This window comes from Rhodococcus sp. YH3-3 (assembly GCF_001653035.1).
Classification (GTDB): domain Bacteria; phylum Actinomycetota; class Actinomycetes; order Mycobacteriales; family Mycobacteriaceae; genus Rhodococcus_F; species Rhodococcus_F qingshengii.
Genome location: NZ_BCWH01000001.1, coordinates 2,569,916 through 2,584,950 on the forward strand (window position 1 = coordinate 2,569,916; position 15,035 = coordinate 2,584,950).

At 62.3% G+C, this 15,035-nt stretch carries 15 protein-coding genes; 7 read left to right on the plus strand and 8 right to left on the minus strand.

Annotated features, from left to right (window positions below; genetic code table 11):
• Positions 1 to 21: 21 nt before the first annotated feature.
• From YH3_RS11985 to YH3_RS11995, 3 genes are all read left to right on the plus strand, one after another.
• A complete protein-coding gene (locus YH3_RS11985; protein ID WP_081305327.1) occupies positions 22 to 1,404 on the plus strand; it encodes an MFS transporter in 1,383 nt (460 codons plus the stop codon).
• 121 nt (positions 1,405 to 1,525) lie between these two features.
• Positions 1,526 to 2,962 (plus strand): rifampin monooxygenase Iri, encoded by a 1,437-nt coding sequence (gene iri / locus YH3_RS11990; protein WP_064443396.1) that lies wholly within the window; start codon positions 1,526 to 1,528, stop codon positions 2,960 to 2,962.
• A gap of 58 nt (positions 2,963 to 3,020) precedes the next feature.
• Positions 3,021 to 3,446: a hypothetical protein gene (locus tag YH3_RS11995; protein WP_238592559.1), complete on the plus strand. Its 426-nt coding sequence runs from the start codon at positions 3,021 to 3,023 to the stop codon at positions 3,444 to 3,446.
• A gap of 39 nt (positions 3,447 to 3,485) precedes the next feature.
• Here the strand turns inward: YH3_RS11995 and YH3_RS12000 are convergent, their stop codons facing one another.
• The 4 genes from YH3_RS12000 to YH3_RS12015 all read right to left on the minus strand — a co-directional run bounded on the left by YH3_RS12000 (position 3,486) and on the right by YH3_RS12015 (position 7,022).
• Positions 3,486 to 3,803: a hypothetical protein gene (locus tag YH3_RS12000; RefSeq protein WP_235808399.1), complete on the minus strand. Its 318-nt coding sequence runs from the start codon at positions 3,801 to 3,803 to the stop codon at positions 3,486 to 3,488.
• Positions 3,804 to 3,865: 62 nt separating this feature from the next.
• A complete protein-coding gene (locus YH3_RS12005) occupies positions 3,866 to 5,050 on the minus strand; it encodes a phytanoyl-CoA dioxygenase family protein (protein ID WP_064443397.1) in 1,185 nt (394 codons plus the stop codon).
• Positions 5,051 to 5,223: 173 nt separating this feature from the next.
• Positions 5,224 to 6,000 (minus strand): TIM barrel protein, encoded by a 777-nt coding sequence (locus YH3_RS12010; protein WP_080726629.1) that lies wholly within the window; start codon positions 5,998 to 6,000, stop codon positions 5,224 to 5,226.
• Positions 5,997 to 7,022 carry a Gfo/Idh/MocA family oxidoreductase gene (locus YH3_RS12015; protein ID WP_064443398.1) on the minus strand — a complete coding sequence of 342 codons (1,026 nt, stop codon included), beginning with the start codon at positions 7,020 to 7,022 and terminating at the stop codon, positions 5,997 to 5,999. Before YH3_RS12015 ends, YH3_RS12010 begins: the two co-directional genes overlap by 4 nt.
• Before the next feature lie 115 nt (positions 7,023 to 7,137).
• On the opposite strand from YH3_RS12015, the gene YH3_RS12020 reads away from it, so the two are divergent.
• The 4 genes from YH3_RS12020 to YH3_RS12035 all read left to right on the plus strand — a co-directional run bounded on the left by YH3_RS12020 (position 7,138) and on the right by YH3_RS12035 (position 11,239).
• A complete protein-coding gene (locus YH3_RS12020) occupies positions 7,138 to 8,139 on the plus strand; it encodes a LacI family DNA-binding transcriptional regulator (RefSeq protein WP_064443399.1) in 1,002 nt (333 codons plus the stop codon).
• 160 nt (positions 8,140 to 8,299) lie between these two features.
• Positions 8,300 to 9,301, plus strand: a complete 1,002-nt coding sequence (locus YH3_RS12025) for a substrate-binding domain-containing protein (protein WP_007727338.1) — start codon at positions 8,300 to 8,302, stop codon at positions 9,299 to 9,301.
• A gap of 63 nt (positions 9,302 to 9,364) precedes the next feature.
• Complete coding sequence (locus tag YH3_RS12030; protein WP_003940759.1) at positions 9,365 to 10,423, plus strand: ABC transporter permease; 1,059 nt, start codon at positions 9,365 to 9,367, stop codon at positions 10,421 to 10,423.
• 3 nt (positions 10,424 to 10,426) lie between these two features.
• Positions 10,427 to 11,239: an ATP-binding cassette domain-containing protein gene (locus YH3_RS12035; RefSeq protein WP_007727336.1), complete on the plus strand. Its 813-nt coding sequence runs from the start codon at positions 10,427 to 10,429 to the stop codon at positions 11,237 to 11,239.
• Between the two features lie 58 nt (positions 11,240 to 11,297).
• On the opposite strand, the gene YH3_RS12040 is transcribed toward YH3_RS12035, so the two are convergent.
• Genes YH3_RS12040 through YH3_RS12055 form a run of 4 tightly spaced genes read right to left on the minus strand, consistent with a single transcriptional unit; the run spans position 11,298 to position 14,993 of the window.
• The gene (locus tag YH3_RS12040; RefSeq protein WP_080961238.1) at positions 11,298 to 12,302 is read right to left on the minus strand and encodes a Gfo/Idh/MocA family protein; all 1,005 of its coding nucleotides are present in this window, start codon (positions 12,300 to 12,302) and stop codon (positions 11,298 to 11,300) included.
• Positions 12,299 to 13,165, minus strand: a complete 867-nt coding sequence (locus tag YH3_RS12045; RefSeq protein ID WP_020969151.1) for a TIM barrel protein — start codon at positions 13,163 to 13,165, stop codon at positions 12,299 to 12,301. The genes YH3_RS12040 and YH3_RS12045 overlap by 4 nt, the downstream gene beginning before the upstream one ends.
• Positions 13,162 to 14,202: a Gfo/Idh/MocA family oxidoreductase gene (locus tag YH3_RS12050; RefSeq protein ID WP_064443400.1), complete on the minus strand. Its 1,041-nt coding sequence runs from the start codon at positions 14,200 to 14,202 to the stop codon at positions 13,162 to 13,164. The genes YH3_RS12045 and YH3_RS12050 overlap by 4 nt, the downstream gene beginning before the upstream one ends.
• A complete protein-coding gene (locus YH3_RS12055; protein ID WP_064443401.1) occupies positions 14,202 to 14,993 on the minus strand; it encodes an SDR family oxidoreductase in 792 nt (263 codons plus the stop codon). Before YH3_RS12055 ends, YH3_RS12050 begins: the two co-directional genes overlap by 1 nt.
• Positions 14,994 to 15,035 lie beyond the last annotated feature (42 nt).

The window sequence follows — 15,035 nt, forward strand, 5'->3', positions numbered from 1 at the left end:
CCTCCGAAAGGCTCTGGTGCAGTGACATTTCCCCGCGGACTGGCGCTGCTCGTGGCAGCAGCGCTGTTCATGGAGATGCTGGACGCGACGATTCTCGCAACGGCACTGCCGTCGATCGCCCAATCTTTCGGAGTTGATGCCGTCGACGTCAATGTCGCCGTTTCTTCGTACCTCCTGGTGTTGGCCGTCCTGATCCCGGCGAGCGGATGGATGGCCGACAGATTCGGAACGCGACGTGTCTTCATCTCTGCCATAGCCGTTTTCACGGTGGCGTCGGTGGGATGTGCACTGAGCACCTCCCTCCCGATGCTGGTGGGAATGCGTGCTTTACAAGGGGTAGGCGGCGCCATGATGGTGCCGGTGGGGCGGCTCGCAGTATTGCGGGTGACGTCGAAGGCGGAACTCGTACGGGCTATCGCCTACTTGACGTGGCCGGCGCTCACAGCGCCGGTTCTTGCGCCCGCTGTGGGTGGAGCCATCGTGTCGATCGCTTCGTGGCGCTGGATCTTTCTGATCAACGTTCCGATCGGGATCGTCGGGTTTCTGCTGGCATTGCGCATGGTGCCCGACATTCGGGAGGCGCAGAAACGGAGCCTCGACTGGCTGGGATTGGTGGTGATCGGAGCAGGCGTCGCAGTGCTTGTCGTGGCGCTCGATAACGTGCACAGTGCCGGAACCGACTGGCTACGAGTGGGCCTCGGGATCGTTGCGGCTCTGATCTTGTTGAGCTTGGCCGTCATTCACCTCGTCCGGTCGGATCATCCGCTCATCGCGCTCGGCGTCCTCCGACTTCGATCGTTTCGGCTCGTCGCGTCGAGCGGCTCGCTGTACCGGCTCGTGATCATGGGCGTGCCGTTTGTGCTGCCGTTGTTGTTCCAAGTGGGATTCGAAATGTCGGCGTTCAAGGCCGGTCTGCTGGTGATGGCCCTGTTCGCGGGGAATATCGCGATCAAACCGCTCACCACTCCGCTCATGCGCAGATTCGGGATCAGACTAGTTCTGGTGGGAAACGGAGTTCTGTCGGTGGTGTGCTTCGGTGCGCTGGTACTGATCTCGTCGACGACACCGGACGTCGTAATCGCTGTCGCACTGTTTGTCAGTGGCGCGTTGCGATCCATCGGGTTCACCGCGTACAACAGCTTGGCGTTCGCCGACGTCGACTCGGGTGAGCTGACCGATGCCAATACTCTGCATGCAACGCTGCAAGAGTTGGCGTCCGGTCTGGGTATTGCACTGTCCGCTTTGGTGATCACGCTCTGTACACCGTTGGCGGAGTCGGAGGATCTGAGCGGCGGAGTGCCGTTTTCTCTGACGCTGGGTGTTCTCGGGGCCATGCTGGTGCCGACGGTGATCGAGAGTTGGCGGCTCCCACGCGATACGGGTGCTGTGGTGTTGGTGCGCTGATGAAGCGTCTTCCGCCACCTTCATCATAACGCGGGACCCGGGGCTTGCGGCAAGGCCCCGGTGATGGTGCACACTCGTCTGCTGCGAGCAAGCAAAAGCCTTGCCCGAAGGAGGGGATCGCATGAGTGACGTCATCATTGTCGGTGCTGGACCAACTGGATTGATGCTGGCAGGTGAGCTCCGGCTGCAGGGCGTCGATGTCGTCGTCGTGGACAAGGACGAGGAGCCGACTCAGTTCGTCCGTGCCCTCGGCATCCATGTGCGCAGCATCGAAATCATGGAGCAGCGCGGGTTGCTGGACAAGTTCCTCGCGCACGGCCGCAAGTATCCGCTCGGTGGATTCTTCGCGGGGATCAGCAAACCGGCACCGGCGCACCTCGATACTGCGCACGGGTACGTACTGGGCATTCCTCAGCCCGAGATCGACAGGATTCTTGCCGAACATGCCACCGAAGTCGGTGCGGACATTCAGCGAGGGAAGCGCGTCGTCGCGATCCGTCAAGATACCGATAGCGTCACAGCGGAATTGTCCGACGGCACAACACTTCACGCGCGTTATCTCGTGGGCTGCGACGGCGGCCGCAGCACTGTTCGGAAGCTGATCGACGTCGGGTTTCCCGGCGAGCCGTCGAGCGCCGACACGCTGATCGGCGAAATGGACGTGACCATGCCGGCTGATGAACTGGCCGCCGTTGTCGCTGAAATCCGGGAAACGCACAAACGATTCGGAGTCGGTCCCGCCGGTAACGGCGCTTTTCGTGTCGTGGTCCCTGCGGCCGAAGTTGCCGACGGTCGCGCAACACCGACCACCCTCGACGACATCAAACAACAGCTACTGGCCATTGCGGGTACCGACTTCGGTGTGAACTCGCCGCGGTGGCTCTCGCGCTTCGGCGACGCCACCCGTCTAGCGGAGCACTACCGGCGCGACCGGGTGTTCCTCGCCGGCGATGCCGCACACATCCACCCACCGATGGGCGGTCAAGGTCTCAATCTCGGTGTGCAAGATGCCTTCAACCTCGGCTGGAAGCTCGCCGCCGAGATCAACGGCTGGGCACCGGACGTCCTGCTCGACACGTACGAATCGGAACGGCGTCCGGTGGCTGCCGACGTTCTCGACAACACGCGCGCGCAGGCGGAGCTGATCTCCACCGCTGCCGGTCCACAAGCCTTGCGGCGCTTGATCTCCGAGCTGATGGAATTCGAAGACGTCAAGCGCTATCTGACCGAGAAGATCACTGCGATCTCGATTCGCTACGATTTCGGCGAAGGCGACGACCTACTCGGTCGGCGGCTGCGGAACATCGCGTTGACCCGCGGCAACCTGTACGACCTGATGCGATCCGGCCGCGGACTTCTTCTCGACCAGGGTAGCCAACTGGCGGTAGATGGTTGGAGCGATCGAGTCGACCACGTAGTCGACACCAGCACCGAATTGGACTCACCGGCTGTCCTGCTTCGACCGGACGGTCACGTGGCATGGGTGGGGGATTCGCAGGCGGAGTTGGATACTCAGCTGTCCACGTGGTTCGGCCGGCCGGCGACGGGCCCCGTGTGACTCTTCGGATTCGGCAACCGAGCACCGTGGCGACTCGGACGCACTACCGTTGACGACTATGAGGCGAAGGTCAGCACAGGTTGCGGCTGCGGCAGCGGGCTCTGTGGGAGCGCTGATGCTGACAAGCTGCACGACCAATGTCGATGTGCCGAAAACCTTTGCCGCCACGATAACGGTGACCGGTCAGGCAGAGCAGGCCGAGACGGTCTCTGGAGAGTGCGTGATCGACATGATTCGTGTTGCTCCGAACGACCAGATTCAGATTTTCGGGGGCAGCGGCGCTGCATCCACAAGGTCGGCACTCGAGGTCGAGGCAATCGATCAACTTCCCGACGGAATGAGCACCTGCTCCTACACCGCACATTTTGATGCCGTCCCCGCAAACCAGAGAAACTATGAGGTGAGCTTGGGCCACTTCTCTCCGGAGTCCTTCAGCTCAGATGAGTTGGAGAACGGTGTCACCTTTCAACTTCGCCGGCCCTGACTGAACCAGTTCTCCCTCGCGTTGTATCCGGTCCGACTTTCACTGAGCTCGCTTGGTGGTCCCGTCGCCTCCGCGCTGTCGAGCCTTACCGGGGTTGATGTGGAGCCGAACACCCTCGTAGGCGACTGTGTACGGCACATCGTCGTCGTTGTCCGGGTCGCCGGAGTCCGCAGGATCCGGAAGTTCCGCGATCTGTTCGATGACGGTCTGGGCTCGCGCAGCACCGGGATCGAACATCTCCTGAAACGGCCCGACGAACGATCCGCCGAGTCCGCGGCGCTTCGCCCGAACGGCGGCCCACCCGAACACGGCCAACGGGCCGATCATGGCGAACAGCACTAACAAGTCCCACCCCATGCCCACGATCGTACCGACCGATCGGCATTGAGCGGTAAAAGTCTCGTCAGCGGTGCCGTCCCTCAGGCCATTCGTCTCTCGGACTGTGCCTTCAGTAGATCGGCCAGTCGATCAGGTGAAATCCGCTCACGAACTGCCTCCGTCACAAGTTCGGCCTGCGTCTGAGGCGTGAGGCCGTCGATCGGTTGGTCTCGGTCCAGATTGGTCGGGAAGGCGTAGCCCTCGGCCGAGGCGGCGACGGCACACCGAACTGCCTCGTCGGAACCTGCTTCGCTGAGAGCGAGCAGTGCCGGATAGATCGCGTTGACGAGCGCGTCCCGGTCAATGGTTCCGAGGGCGCGACCGAAGGCTGACGACACCTGAAGAAGATTTGGCATGCGCAGGACGTCGGCGGATTTGTTGTGGCCGGCGGCGTGGAACAGTGCAGGGTTGAAGAAGACGGCATCTCCCTTCTCCAAAGGTAATTGGACGTAATTGGCCTCGAAGAACTCCTTGAACTCGGGACGCTCGAACGCGAGGTATCCGGATTCGAATTGTTGGGAGTACGGCAGATATTTCGTCGGGCCCGTCTCGACCGGCATGTCCACATGGGCGACTGCACCTTGCAAGGTGAGGGCGGGGGTCAAGCGATGAACGTGCGCTCGGAACTTCGCAGCGACGTCGCTCGACATGAAACCGAGGTGGTAGTCGCGATGTGGATTCTGTGCGGCGCCACCGGGATTGACGACGTTGACGTCCGACGTCACCTGATACATGGGGCCGAGCCAGGCTTCCGAAGCTAAAGCGACAATGCTGTTTGCGTAGTAGTCGACGTAAGCCTTGGGATCTTCGAGCGCCAACTTCAGTTGCGCTCCCCAGATCCGGTCATTGGCTCCGGGTTTGGCGAAGTGATCTCCGGACACCGCGCCGGCTTCGTGTTGGCGCGCAATGAGTTCACGGAAGACCGCACTGGCGCGATCCAATACCTCCGCGTCGAACGCGCCTTGGAAGACCGTGATGCCTGGACCGGTGAGTAACGCCCGGGCGATCTCGTCCTGAATCTCCGCCCGGATTTCAGGATTCGACAATTTGTCGACCAGAGCATCCGAGCGGTAGAGAAGAACGCCGTCGGCCACCGAATGGGCGTACGGGTAATCGACGGGGTCTGTCTCGTGTGCGACCAGAGCGGCGAAGTCTTCGATGTTGCAATCTTCTCGGTGCAATCTACCCGCGAACGGCACGGTGTGGTCGGTCAGTGCTGGAGTCATTCGGGGGCCTTCCTGCGGAGTTCACGATGTGCTGTGACTCAAAGACTGCCAAGGAAAAGCCATCGAAACTACCCCTGAAATCCATCAAAAAGACCTCAGGAAGCGCTCCCCGTGGACTCGACCGGTGACGGAAGATCTGCGCGCTACGACGGGATCACGTTCCTGGGTGAGAGTTAGAGAGTGAAGGCGTTCCGGAAAGCAGTGAGTGCGGTGTCACTGTCTCCGGATGCCCAGCCCTCCAATCCGATCGTGCCGGTGTAACCCTGCTCGGCGAGAACGCGTGCGATGGCTGGGTAGTTGATCTCGCCGGTTCCGGGTTCGCATCGGCCGGGTACGTCGGCCACCTGAATCTCGCCGATGTTGTCACCACAACGCCGCACGAGTTCGATGAGGTTTCCTTCGCCGATCTGTGCGTGGTAGAGGTCGAGCATCATCTTGAGGTTGGGGTGTGAGACGGATTCCACCAGTGCCAGAGTGTCTTTGGCTCTGGCCATCGGTACGCCAGGGTGATCGACGATCGTATTGAGATTCTCGAGGCAGAAGACGACTCCGGCGTCTTCACCCAGTCGCGCGATCTTCTCGAGAGCGCGTTGGGCCGTCAGCCACATCGCTCCCGTAGTTCGATACTGCGGGCGCGCGGCCTGTCCGTCGATCAGCTCGCCGGTATGGAAGTTCAGCCGAGGAACGCCGAGTTTCGCTGCCGGCGTGAGGCATAGCGCCGCTGTACGTACGAGTTCGGCGCTGCCCGCTTCGTCGAACAAATCGCCGTGAAGATAGCCGGTCATCGAGGAGAACCGAGCCCCGGTGGCGACCAGAGCATCGAGGTCCTTGTCTTGCCAACTCCAGATCTCGGCTGCGAACCCCGCCTCCGAGATCCGCCGAATGCGTTCGACGACAGGGAGTTCGGTGAACGTCATCTCGGCAGAGACCGCCAAATCGAAGGGGCTCACTGCGGCACCGACAGCAGCGATACGGGCAGTCCGGTTTCCACGGATTCTTTTGCAGCCAGTGCGATTTCCAGGGCGTTGCGAGCATCGAGACCGTCGACCGACGGCGCGCTGCCGGAGCGGATGCAGTCTGCGAAGTGCGCTAGCTGGGCAACATAGGCGTCGTGAAACAGTTCGATGTTCACCCGAGGTGTGTCGGCCCGAACGCCCGGTGAGCTGTAATGACGCATCGCGGTCCGCGTGACCTCGCCTGCACTCACCATTCCACCGGAACCGAAAACCTCGCCGCGAACGTCGTAACCGTAGGTGGCCTGGAAGTTGGCCTCGGCCGACGCGAAGGCGCCGTTGTCGAACCGCAACTGAACCATCGACGTATCGAGGTACCCCTGCTCCTTGTACTGCGGATGGACGAGAGCATCGGCCTGCGCGAACACCTCGACGACGCGTGCCCCCGGGTTGAGCCAGAGCAGGGCGTCGAAGTCGTGAATCAGTGTCTCGTTGAAGATCGTCCACGGCTTGACTCGAGAGGCGACGTCGGCGGTGATTCCCGGATCGCGAGTCAGAGAGCGAAGTAGCTGCGGGGTCCCGATCCCACCGGAGGTGATCACGTCGTGTGCCGCGGCGAAGTCGGCGGCGAAGCGCCGGTTGAAACCGACCTGCAGCGCAACATTGTTCGCGGCGCATGCGCTGATTGCGCGATCGGCGTCCTCGAGTGTCAAAGCCATCGGCTTTTCGCAGAAGACATGCTTGCCGGCCTCCGCTGCTGCTACCACGAGATCGGTGTGAGTTGATGCGGGCGTACTGATGAGCACCGCTTCGACGGTCGGATCGGCAATCAACTCAAGGGCGTCGGTGTACGCGCGGGCGTCGGGACTGACACGTTCGATCAACGACGCCGCAGCGCCGGGCGCAGGATCGGCGACGGCGACGAGACGGGTGCCGGGGATACGCAGCGCGACGGACTCGCCGTGGAAACGGCCGATCCATCCAGCGCCGATCAGACCGACTGCAACAGAGGCAGACATGGGGGCTCCGTTCGGAGTGAGGATGAGGAACTAGATCGTTCTAGTCGTGTCAGTAAAGCGCTGGTTGCCTCGTGCGTCAACGTTTCGGCGTGTATTCGCTGGAACGATCTAGTCTGTGGAGGTGAACAGTCGACGCCCCACCTTGCAAGACGTAGCAGACCTGGCCGGTGTGTCACGCGCACTGGTGTCCATCGTCATTCGCGATGTCCCGGGTGCCAGCGATGCGACGCGGGTACGGGTCAAGGCGGCCGCGGACGAACTCGGCTATCGACCCGACAACGCGGCGCGACTGCTGCGCCAGCATCGCAGCCGCCTGATCGGTGTCAGTTATGTTGCCGCGCAAACCTTTCACGCGGAGTTGCTCGACGAGATCTACGACGCAGCCGAACGCTTGCGCTACGACGTCGTTCTCAGCGCCGTCTCGGACCGCAGGCCTGGCTCGCGCGCCGTGCGCACCCTGCTCGACGACCGATGCGAGGCGATCTTGCTGTTGGGTTCGCAGGCGCCGGAATCGGAGATCGTCGACCTGGCGGCCAAGGTTCCCGTCGTCGTGCTCGCCCGGAAGATGCCCTCAGCACATGTGGACGTTGTCCGCACGGACGACGAGGCGGGCGCCGTGATGGCCGTGAATCATCTCGTCGGACTCGGGCACCGCTCGATTGTCCATGTCGACGGCGGACGCGGTCCGGGCGCCCAGGAGAGGCGTCAGGGCTACCGGAAGGCCATGCGGGCGGCCGGACTGGAATCGCGGATACTTCCCGGCGGCCTCACGGAGGAGTTCGGCGCGGACGCCGCGCGGTCGATGGTCGAACAAGGGATTCCCGGTGCGGTCTTCGCTTTCAACGATCGTTGCGCGCTAGGAGTCCTGGACGTCTTCTTGCGTGCGGGAGTCTCGGTGCCCGGCGACGTCTCCGTGATCGGATTCGACAACAGTGCATTGGCAGGTTTGGCGCACATCGATCTGACCAGTGTCGGGCAGGACACGGCGTTTCTGGGTGGCGCCGCGGTGGAGCGAATCTCCGAACGTCTCGACGCCGGAAGTGGACTCTTGGGCAGGGACATAGTCGCGCAACCACAACTTGTAGTTCGAGGTTCAACTGGACTCGTAGGGCTTTGACCTGGCGTTTCGACCTAAACTAGGTTGTCCGGTCTTTGATAAGCAGTCCTAATGTCAGAACAAACTATTGACATTCGACTGTGACGGGTATTACATCTTTCACATACAACCGAGCACCATCCGTTCGCGGGCCGTTGGTTGATGTCGAGAGGGAGTTCACATGTCGTTTCTCACGGGACGCAAGAGCGTTGCCGTACTGGCCGGAGCCTCAGTCGTGGTCTTGGGTCTGGCCGCCTGTTCCAGCACCGGCGGTAAGCCGGATTCTTCCGGATCCGGAATGGGCGCGGGTACGGCGGACACGCCCCGCGCCACCATTGCGATGATCACCCATGAAGTTCCCGGTGACACGTTCTGGGATCTGGTGCGCAAGGGCGCCGAAACCGCAGCGGCCAAGGACAACATCGAACTTCGGTACTCCGCCGATCCCGAGGCACCGAACCAGGCCAACTTGGTTCAGAGTGCGATCGACAGCAAGGTCGACGGGATCGCCGTCACGCTCGCGAAGCCCGACGCCATGGTTGCCGCGGTCCAAAGTGCCACCGCCGCGGGCATTCCGGTGGTCGCCCTCAACTCGGGCCTCGAAACCTGGAAGGACATGGGCGTCAAGGAGTACTTCGGTCAGGACGAGTCGATTGCCGGTGAAGCTGCCGGCGAGCGACTCAACACCGAAGGTGCCACCAAGGTGCTGTGCGTGATTCAGGAGCAGGGCAACGTGAGCCTCGAATCACGGTGCGCCGGTGTGAAGAAGTCGTTCAAGGGAACGACGGAGATTCTCAACGTCAACGGCAAGGACATGCCGTCGGTGGAGTCGACCATCACCGCGAAACTTCAACAGGACCCGGCAATCGATCGAGTTCTCGCGCTCGGTGCGCCGTTCGCATTGACGTCCGTGACGTCGGTCGGCAATGCGGGCAGCAAGGCGAAGGTCGTCACCTTCGACACCAACGCGGCGCTCGTCGACGCTATCAAATCCGGTGACGTGCAGTGGGCAGTGGACCAGCAACCCTTCCTGCAGGGCTACCTCGCCATCGATTCGCTGTGGCTTTACCTCAACAACGGCAACGTGATCGGTGGTGGCTTGCCCACCCTGACCGGACCCGCGTTCATCGACAACACCAACATCGACTCGGTCGCCGAGTACGCCAAGAACGGAACTCGCTGATCCGGGCGCACGGAGGGCTGAGAGTCCGCCCTCCGTGCGCCTGTCCAGCACGGAAGGGAAATCATGTCCACTCAGGCAGATCTCGACCTTGCCGCCCATAAAGTCGTGACCGATGAACGGGTGAAGGAGCAAAAGCGCATTCAGCGTCTGCTGCTCCGCCCGGAGATGGGTTCACTTGTCGGCGCCATCGCCATCTTCATCTTCTTCTGTATCGTCGCGGCACCGTTCCGTACGCCGGAAGCGCTTGCGACAGTGCTCTACTCCAGCTCCACGATCGGCATCATGGCTTGCGCGGTCGCCCTGCTCATGATCGGCGGCGAGTTCGACCTCTCCGCCGGCGTCGCAGTCACCACGTCCTCGCTCGCCGCGTCGATGATCGCCTACAACCTGCACCTCAACCTGTGGGTGGGCGCGATTCTGGCGCTGGTCGTCTCGCTCGCCGTCGGATTCTTCAACGGCTACCTCGTCATGAAGACGAAGATTCCCAGCTTCCTCATCACCTTGAGTTCTTTCCTCATGTTGACCGGTATCAACCTGGCCGTCACCAAGCTCGTGAGTGGTCAGGTGGCCACACCCAGCGTCTCCGACATGGCTGGATTCGATTCCGCCAAAAAGGTATTCGCGTCGTCGTTCTCGGTCTTCGGGGTGTCCGTCAAGATCACGGTCGTGTGGTGGCTGCTGTTCACCGCGATTGCAACATTTGTTTTGTTCAAGACCAAGATCGGCAACTGGATCTTCGCGGTCGGCGGCAATCAGGACAGTGCCCGCGCGATCGGTGTGCCGGTGACCGCAGTCAAGATCGGCTTGTTCATGACCGTCGGCTTTGCTGCCTGGTTCGTGGGCATGCATCTGCTGTTCTCGTTCAACACCGTTCAGTCCGGTCAGGGTGTTGGTAACGAGTTCCTGTACATCATCGCCGCAGTCATCGGCGGTTGCCTGCTCACCGGTGGTTACGGAACCGCGATCGGCGCTGCGATCGGTGCATTCATCTTCGGTATGACCAACCAGGGCATCGTCTACGCAGGCTGGAACCCGGACTGGTTCAAGTTCTTCCTCGGCGCCATGCTGCTCTTCGCGGTCATCGCCAACAACGCATTCCGCAACTACGCTGCGAAAAGGTGACACATGAGTACCACAGCTGAAGTTCCCGCTCTCTCGAACTCGGGCGGCAACGTGCCACTGATCGAGCTCAAGGACGTCGGTAAGCAATACGGAAACATCATCGCGCTCAAGGGAATCAACCTGCGCGTCGGTGCGGGTGAAGTAACAGGCGTGCTCGGTGACAACGGCGCAGGCAAGTCCACGCTGATCAAGATCATCGCCGGTCTGCACCAACAGAGCGAAGGTGAATTACTCGTCGACGGTGAACCGACAACGTTCCACTCGCCGAAAGAAGCTCTCGGCAAAGGCATCGCGACGGTCTATCAGGACCTCGCCGTCGTTGCGTTGATGCCGGTGTGGCGCAACTTCTTCCTCGGGCAGGAACTGCGCAAGGGTGGTCTGATCAAGTCGCTCGACGCCAACGCCATGCGCGCGACGACTCTTTCGGAACTGTCGAAGATGGGCATCGAACTACCTGACGTCGACGCACCGATCGGTAGTCTCTCGGGCGGTCAGCGTCAGTGTGTTGCCATCGCCCGCGCCATCTTCTTCGGCGCGCGCGTGCTGATTCTCGACGAGCCGACAGCAGCGCTCGGCGTCAAGCAGTCGGGAATGGTATTGCGCTACATCACCGCTGCCAAGGAACAGGGATTCGGCGTCATCTTCATCACGCACAATCCGCACCACGCGTACATGGTCGGCGATCACTTCGTGCTCCTCAACCGAGGCAGGCAGAAGCTTGACGCCAAGTACGACGACATCTCACTCGAAGAACTGACCAAGGAGATGGCGGGCGGTGACGAGCTCGAGACGCTGACCCACGAGCTTCGCCGCTAGATCAAAACCTCGCGACTACAGCCTCGGTTCGAATCGAACCGAGGCTGTAGTCGTTTCGTCACAGGATGGTCGTCGGCCGAACCCCGAGGCCGGAATGCATGTACGCCTCGTCGATCATCGTCATGTTGGCTACCGCGTCGCCCGGCCCGATCGGCAGCGCCGAGACCCCGGACAGATGATCGGCGAACGCTTCGAGTTGATAGGTGTACGACGACTTCGTGCCCAGATGCTCGACGCTCGTGCGCCCACCGGCCGTGACGGAGACACGGTCGTCGATGTCCGGCTGCAGGAAGTTGTGCACCAGGACGTCTCCTTCAGTGCCGAATACTCGGAAGGTGAAGTGGTACCGCTCGTCCAACATCGTGGTCACCACGGATGCCGTGGCGCCGCTGGGGTATTCGAGTTCGATGTCGAACCACGAATCGACCCCCGGAGCGTATTCCTCGTGGCGGGTCCCGGTCACCACTGGCGCACCGCCACAGACGTCACTCAGCGTCCGGGAAGCATGTAACCCGTAGCAGCCCAGGTCCATCAGTGACCCGCCTGCCAATGCGAGCTCCCACCGCGGGTCGTTCTCGGATGGTGTGGGCATCCGCAGTACGGTTTCCACCCGAGTGACCGCGCCGACGGCGCCGCTCCGAACCACATCCAGCAGGCGCCGGTTCACCGGATGAAAGAGGTAGTGGAACCCCTCGAGCAGCGTCACTCCGCTCACGCGCGCTGCCTCGGCTACAGCACGCGCTTCCACCGCGTTGCTCGAAAACGGTTTCTCCGTCAGCACGTGCTTGCCGGCCCGAACGGCGGCGAGATTCCACGGTCCGTGCAGGCTGTTGGGTAGCGCGTTGTAGACGACGTCCACCTCCGGATCCGAGATCAGCTCGGCGTACGAACCGACCACCCGTTCGATCCCATGCTGGGCCGCATAGGCTCTGGCCCGCTCGGGGTCGCGTGCGGCAACGGCCACCAGGCGGTGCCCGGTGGCCGTTGCAGGTTTGATCATCGCGTTCTCGGCGATGCGTGAGGCTCCCAGAATGCCTATCCGCAGCGGGGTCGGAGGTGTCACAGAACCGACCGCAGATACTCGACGCTCGCTCGCACATCGCGCACCGGTCCCTCGTCCGACGGAGCCTCGGCCAGAATGGTGTCCTGCTCGAGCACGTACCACCCGTCGAAACCGTGGCGCTGCAATATGGCTGTGACACCGGCGATGTCGACGTCGCCGCCACCGAGCGGACGGTACATTCCCGCCTTCACGCCGTCGGTGTAGGTGAGCTCACCACTGCGAACGCGTGATGCGAGGGCATCGTCGACGTCCTTGAGATGCACGTGGGTGATGCGCTCGGGAGCTTGACGCGCCAGGTCGACCGGATCGGTGCCGCCGATCAACAGGTGGCCGGTGTCCAGGCACAGTGGGATGGCCGAGCCGTCGAGCACTCGCAGGACCTCGTCGCGCTGCTCGATCATCGTTCCGACGTGAGGGTGGACAACTGCCCTGATTCCACGCTCGGCCGCGGCGTCGGTGAGGCGATCGAGATTGTGTAGCAGGGTTTTCCAACTCTGCTCGTCCAGTTCTGGGCGTGAATCGTAGCCGTCGGAACCCGTCGCGGCGGCCAGAACCAAAACCTCGGCACCCGAGGCGACAAAACCGTCGAGGATGGGGGAGATGCCGGGTACCGGATCATGATCGTCATCGTGCAGCAGTACTGGTGCAAACCCGCCGACTGCGCTTAGGTCGTGATCCGCGAGCACCTTGGCCATTTCGGCGGGTGCTGTCGGCAGAAAGCCCTCCGGTCCGATTTCCGTTGCCGCCAGACCGACTTCGCGCATTTCCCGGAGGACTTGCGCAGGGTCGAGTTGGTAGCCCCAGCCCGGGACTTCGCACACGCCCCAGGAGATCGGTGCGCCGGCGATGCGAGGAGTGCTCATGTGTGTGCCTCATTCTTGTCGTGAAGGAACAGATCTTTGACTTCGGTGATCGTGACGGGCCGACCCTCGCGCAGAGAGTGCGTTGCAGCTTCGGAGATCCACGCCGACTCGACCGCATCTGTGGGCGTGCACGGTGATTCCCGACGCCCGGCGACAACGCCGAGGAATGCTTCGAGTTCCGCACGGTAGGCGGACGTGAAGCGGTCCATGAAGAACGTGTACGGCTCCTTCGAGGGGAACGATGTTTCGGGGTCGAGAGAGCGGAGTGGCAAGCGGTCGTCCAGCCCGGCAACGACGGAGTCCGCCGAGCCGAGTACCTCGAGTCGGCAGTCGTAGCCGCGGCCGTTGTAGCGGGTATTTGACACGACCGCGATGGTTCCGCCTTCGAAAGTGAGAACCGTTGCGGCGGTGTCGACGTCACCGGCATCGGCGATCCCGCGATCACCCTGATTCGAGCCGGTGGCAAAAACCGTGGTGACTTCGCGGCCGCTGACCCACCTGACGATGTCGAAATCGTGGATCGAGCAGTCGCGGAAGATGCCGCCGGAGTGTGCGATGTACGAGATCGGCGGGGGAGCGGGGTCGAGGGTGGTCGATCGGAGAGTGTGGATCCAACCGAGTTCTCCGGATCGAACTGCGTCGTACGCCGCCACAAATGACGGGTCGAATCGGCGCTGAAATCCGATCTCGACTGGTACCGACGTCTGCTCGGCAGTCGCGAGGACACGAACCGAGGATTCGATCGAGTCGGCTACCGGCTTTTCGCAGAACGTCGGGATGTCTCGGCGGACAGCGGCTTCGATCAGGTCGGCGTGCGAACTCGACGACGCGGCGATCAGAACGCCGTCGATGCCTGACGCTAAAAGCGCGTCGGGATCGGCAGCGGACTCCACGTCGAGTTCGCTTGCCACGTCCGAGGTTCGACGTGCGTCGACGTCGGTGACAATCAGTGCGTCGACGCCGTCCATCGTCAGCAGGTTTCGGGCGTGGTAGCTACCGATTCGTCCGAGCCCGATGACTCCGATTTGAGCGCCCATCAGTCCAGCCCTCCGAAGACGTTCTGGTCCCAGTCGATAATCGAACCTGTCACGACTCCGCTGCGATCGGAGAGCAGGAAGACGACGAATTCGGCGATTTCGTCGACCTGTCCGAGCTTGCCCATGGGGAGGGTGCTGCCCGCACGTTCCTGCCAGTCGTCACCGGCGTCGTGAAAAGCTCTCTGCGTGAGGTCTTCTCCCTCGGTCTGTGTCCACCCGATGTCGAGACCGTTGATCCGGATGCGATCCCAGCGATGCGCATGGGCGGCGTTGCGGGTCAGCCCCGCCAGCCCGGCCTTCGCTGCCACGTACGGCGCGAGATACGGTTGCCCGCCGAGTTCGGACGTGGAGATGATGTTGACGATGGACCCGGGGACCGCACGCTCGCGCATGTCCTTGACGGCTGCCTGCATCGTGAAGAACGGACCGCGGAGGTTCACCGCGATGTGCTGGTCGAAGAGTTCCTCGGTGGTGTCGAGCAGCGTGCCGCGCGAGGTGAGTCCGGCAGAATTGACGAGGGCATCCACGCGGCCGAAGTGAGAGATCGTCTCGGCCACGCTGGCGAGCGCGGAATCGGTCTGCGCCACATCGGCTTCGATGAAGTGGGTTCCCGGAAGTTCTGCCTCGAGAGCCTTTCCGACGTCCGGGCGTCGGCCGGTGAAAGCCACCTGAGCGCCCTCACGGACTGCGGCGCGAACGACGCCGGCGCCGACGCCTTGCGAGCCGCCACTGACCAGTACGACGGTGTCGGCTAGGAGTGCGGGCCTGGTTACGCCCGGCGGAGAAGTCATGGGTTTAGTCTGGCTGTGACGAAGACCTCGAGCAACAGCGAA

Coding starts and splice junctions, on each gene's coding strand:
- YH3_RS12015 (WP_064443398.1), bottom strand. CDS start 7,022: ATGTCTGCCTCTGTTGCAGTCGGTCTGATCGGCGCTGGATGGATCGGC.
- YH3_RS12025 (WP_007727338.1), top strand. CDS start 8,300: ATGTCGTTTCTCACGGGACGCAAGAGCGTTGCCGTACTGGCCGGAGCC.
- YH3_RS11995 (WP_238592559.1), top strand. CDS start 3,021: ATGAGGCGAAGGTCAGCACAGGTTGCGGCTGCGGCAGCGGGCTCTGTG.
- YH3_RS12050 (WP_064443400.1), bottom strand. CDS start 14,202: ATGGGCGCTCAAATCGGAGTCATCGGGCTCGGACGAATCGGTAGCTAC.
- iri (WP_064443396.1), top strand. CDS start 1,526: ATGAGTGACGTCATCATTGTCGGTGCTGGACCAACTGGATTGATGCTG.
- YH3_RS12035 (WP_007727336.1), top strand. CDS start 10,427: ATGAGTACCACAGCTGAAGTTCCCGCTCTCTCGAACTCGGGCGGCAAC.
- YH3_RS12055 (WP_064443401.1), bottom strand. CDS start 14,993: ATGACTTCTCCGCCGGGCGTAACCAGGCCCGCACTCCTAGCCGACACC.
- YH3_RS12000 (WP_235808399.1), bottom strand. CDS start 3,803: ATGGGGTGGGACTTGTTAGTGCTGTTCGCCATGATCGGCCCGTTGGCC.
- YH3_RS12045 (WP_020969151.1), bottom strand. CDS start 13,165: ATGAGCACTCCTCGCATCGCCGGCGCACCGATCTCCTGGGGCGTGTGC.
- YH3_RS12030 (WP_003940759.1), top strand. CDS start 9,365: ATGTCCACTCAGGCAGATCTCGACCTTGCCGCCCATAAAGTCGTGACC.
- YH3_RS12005 (WP_064443397.1), bottom strand. CDS start 5,050: ATGACTCCAGCACTGACCGACCACACCGTGCCGTTCGCGGGTAGATTG.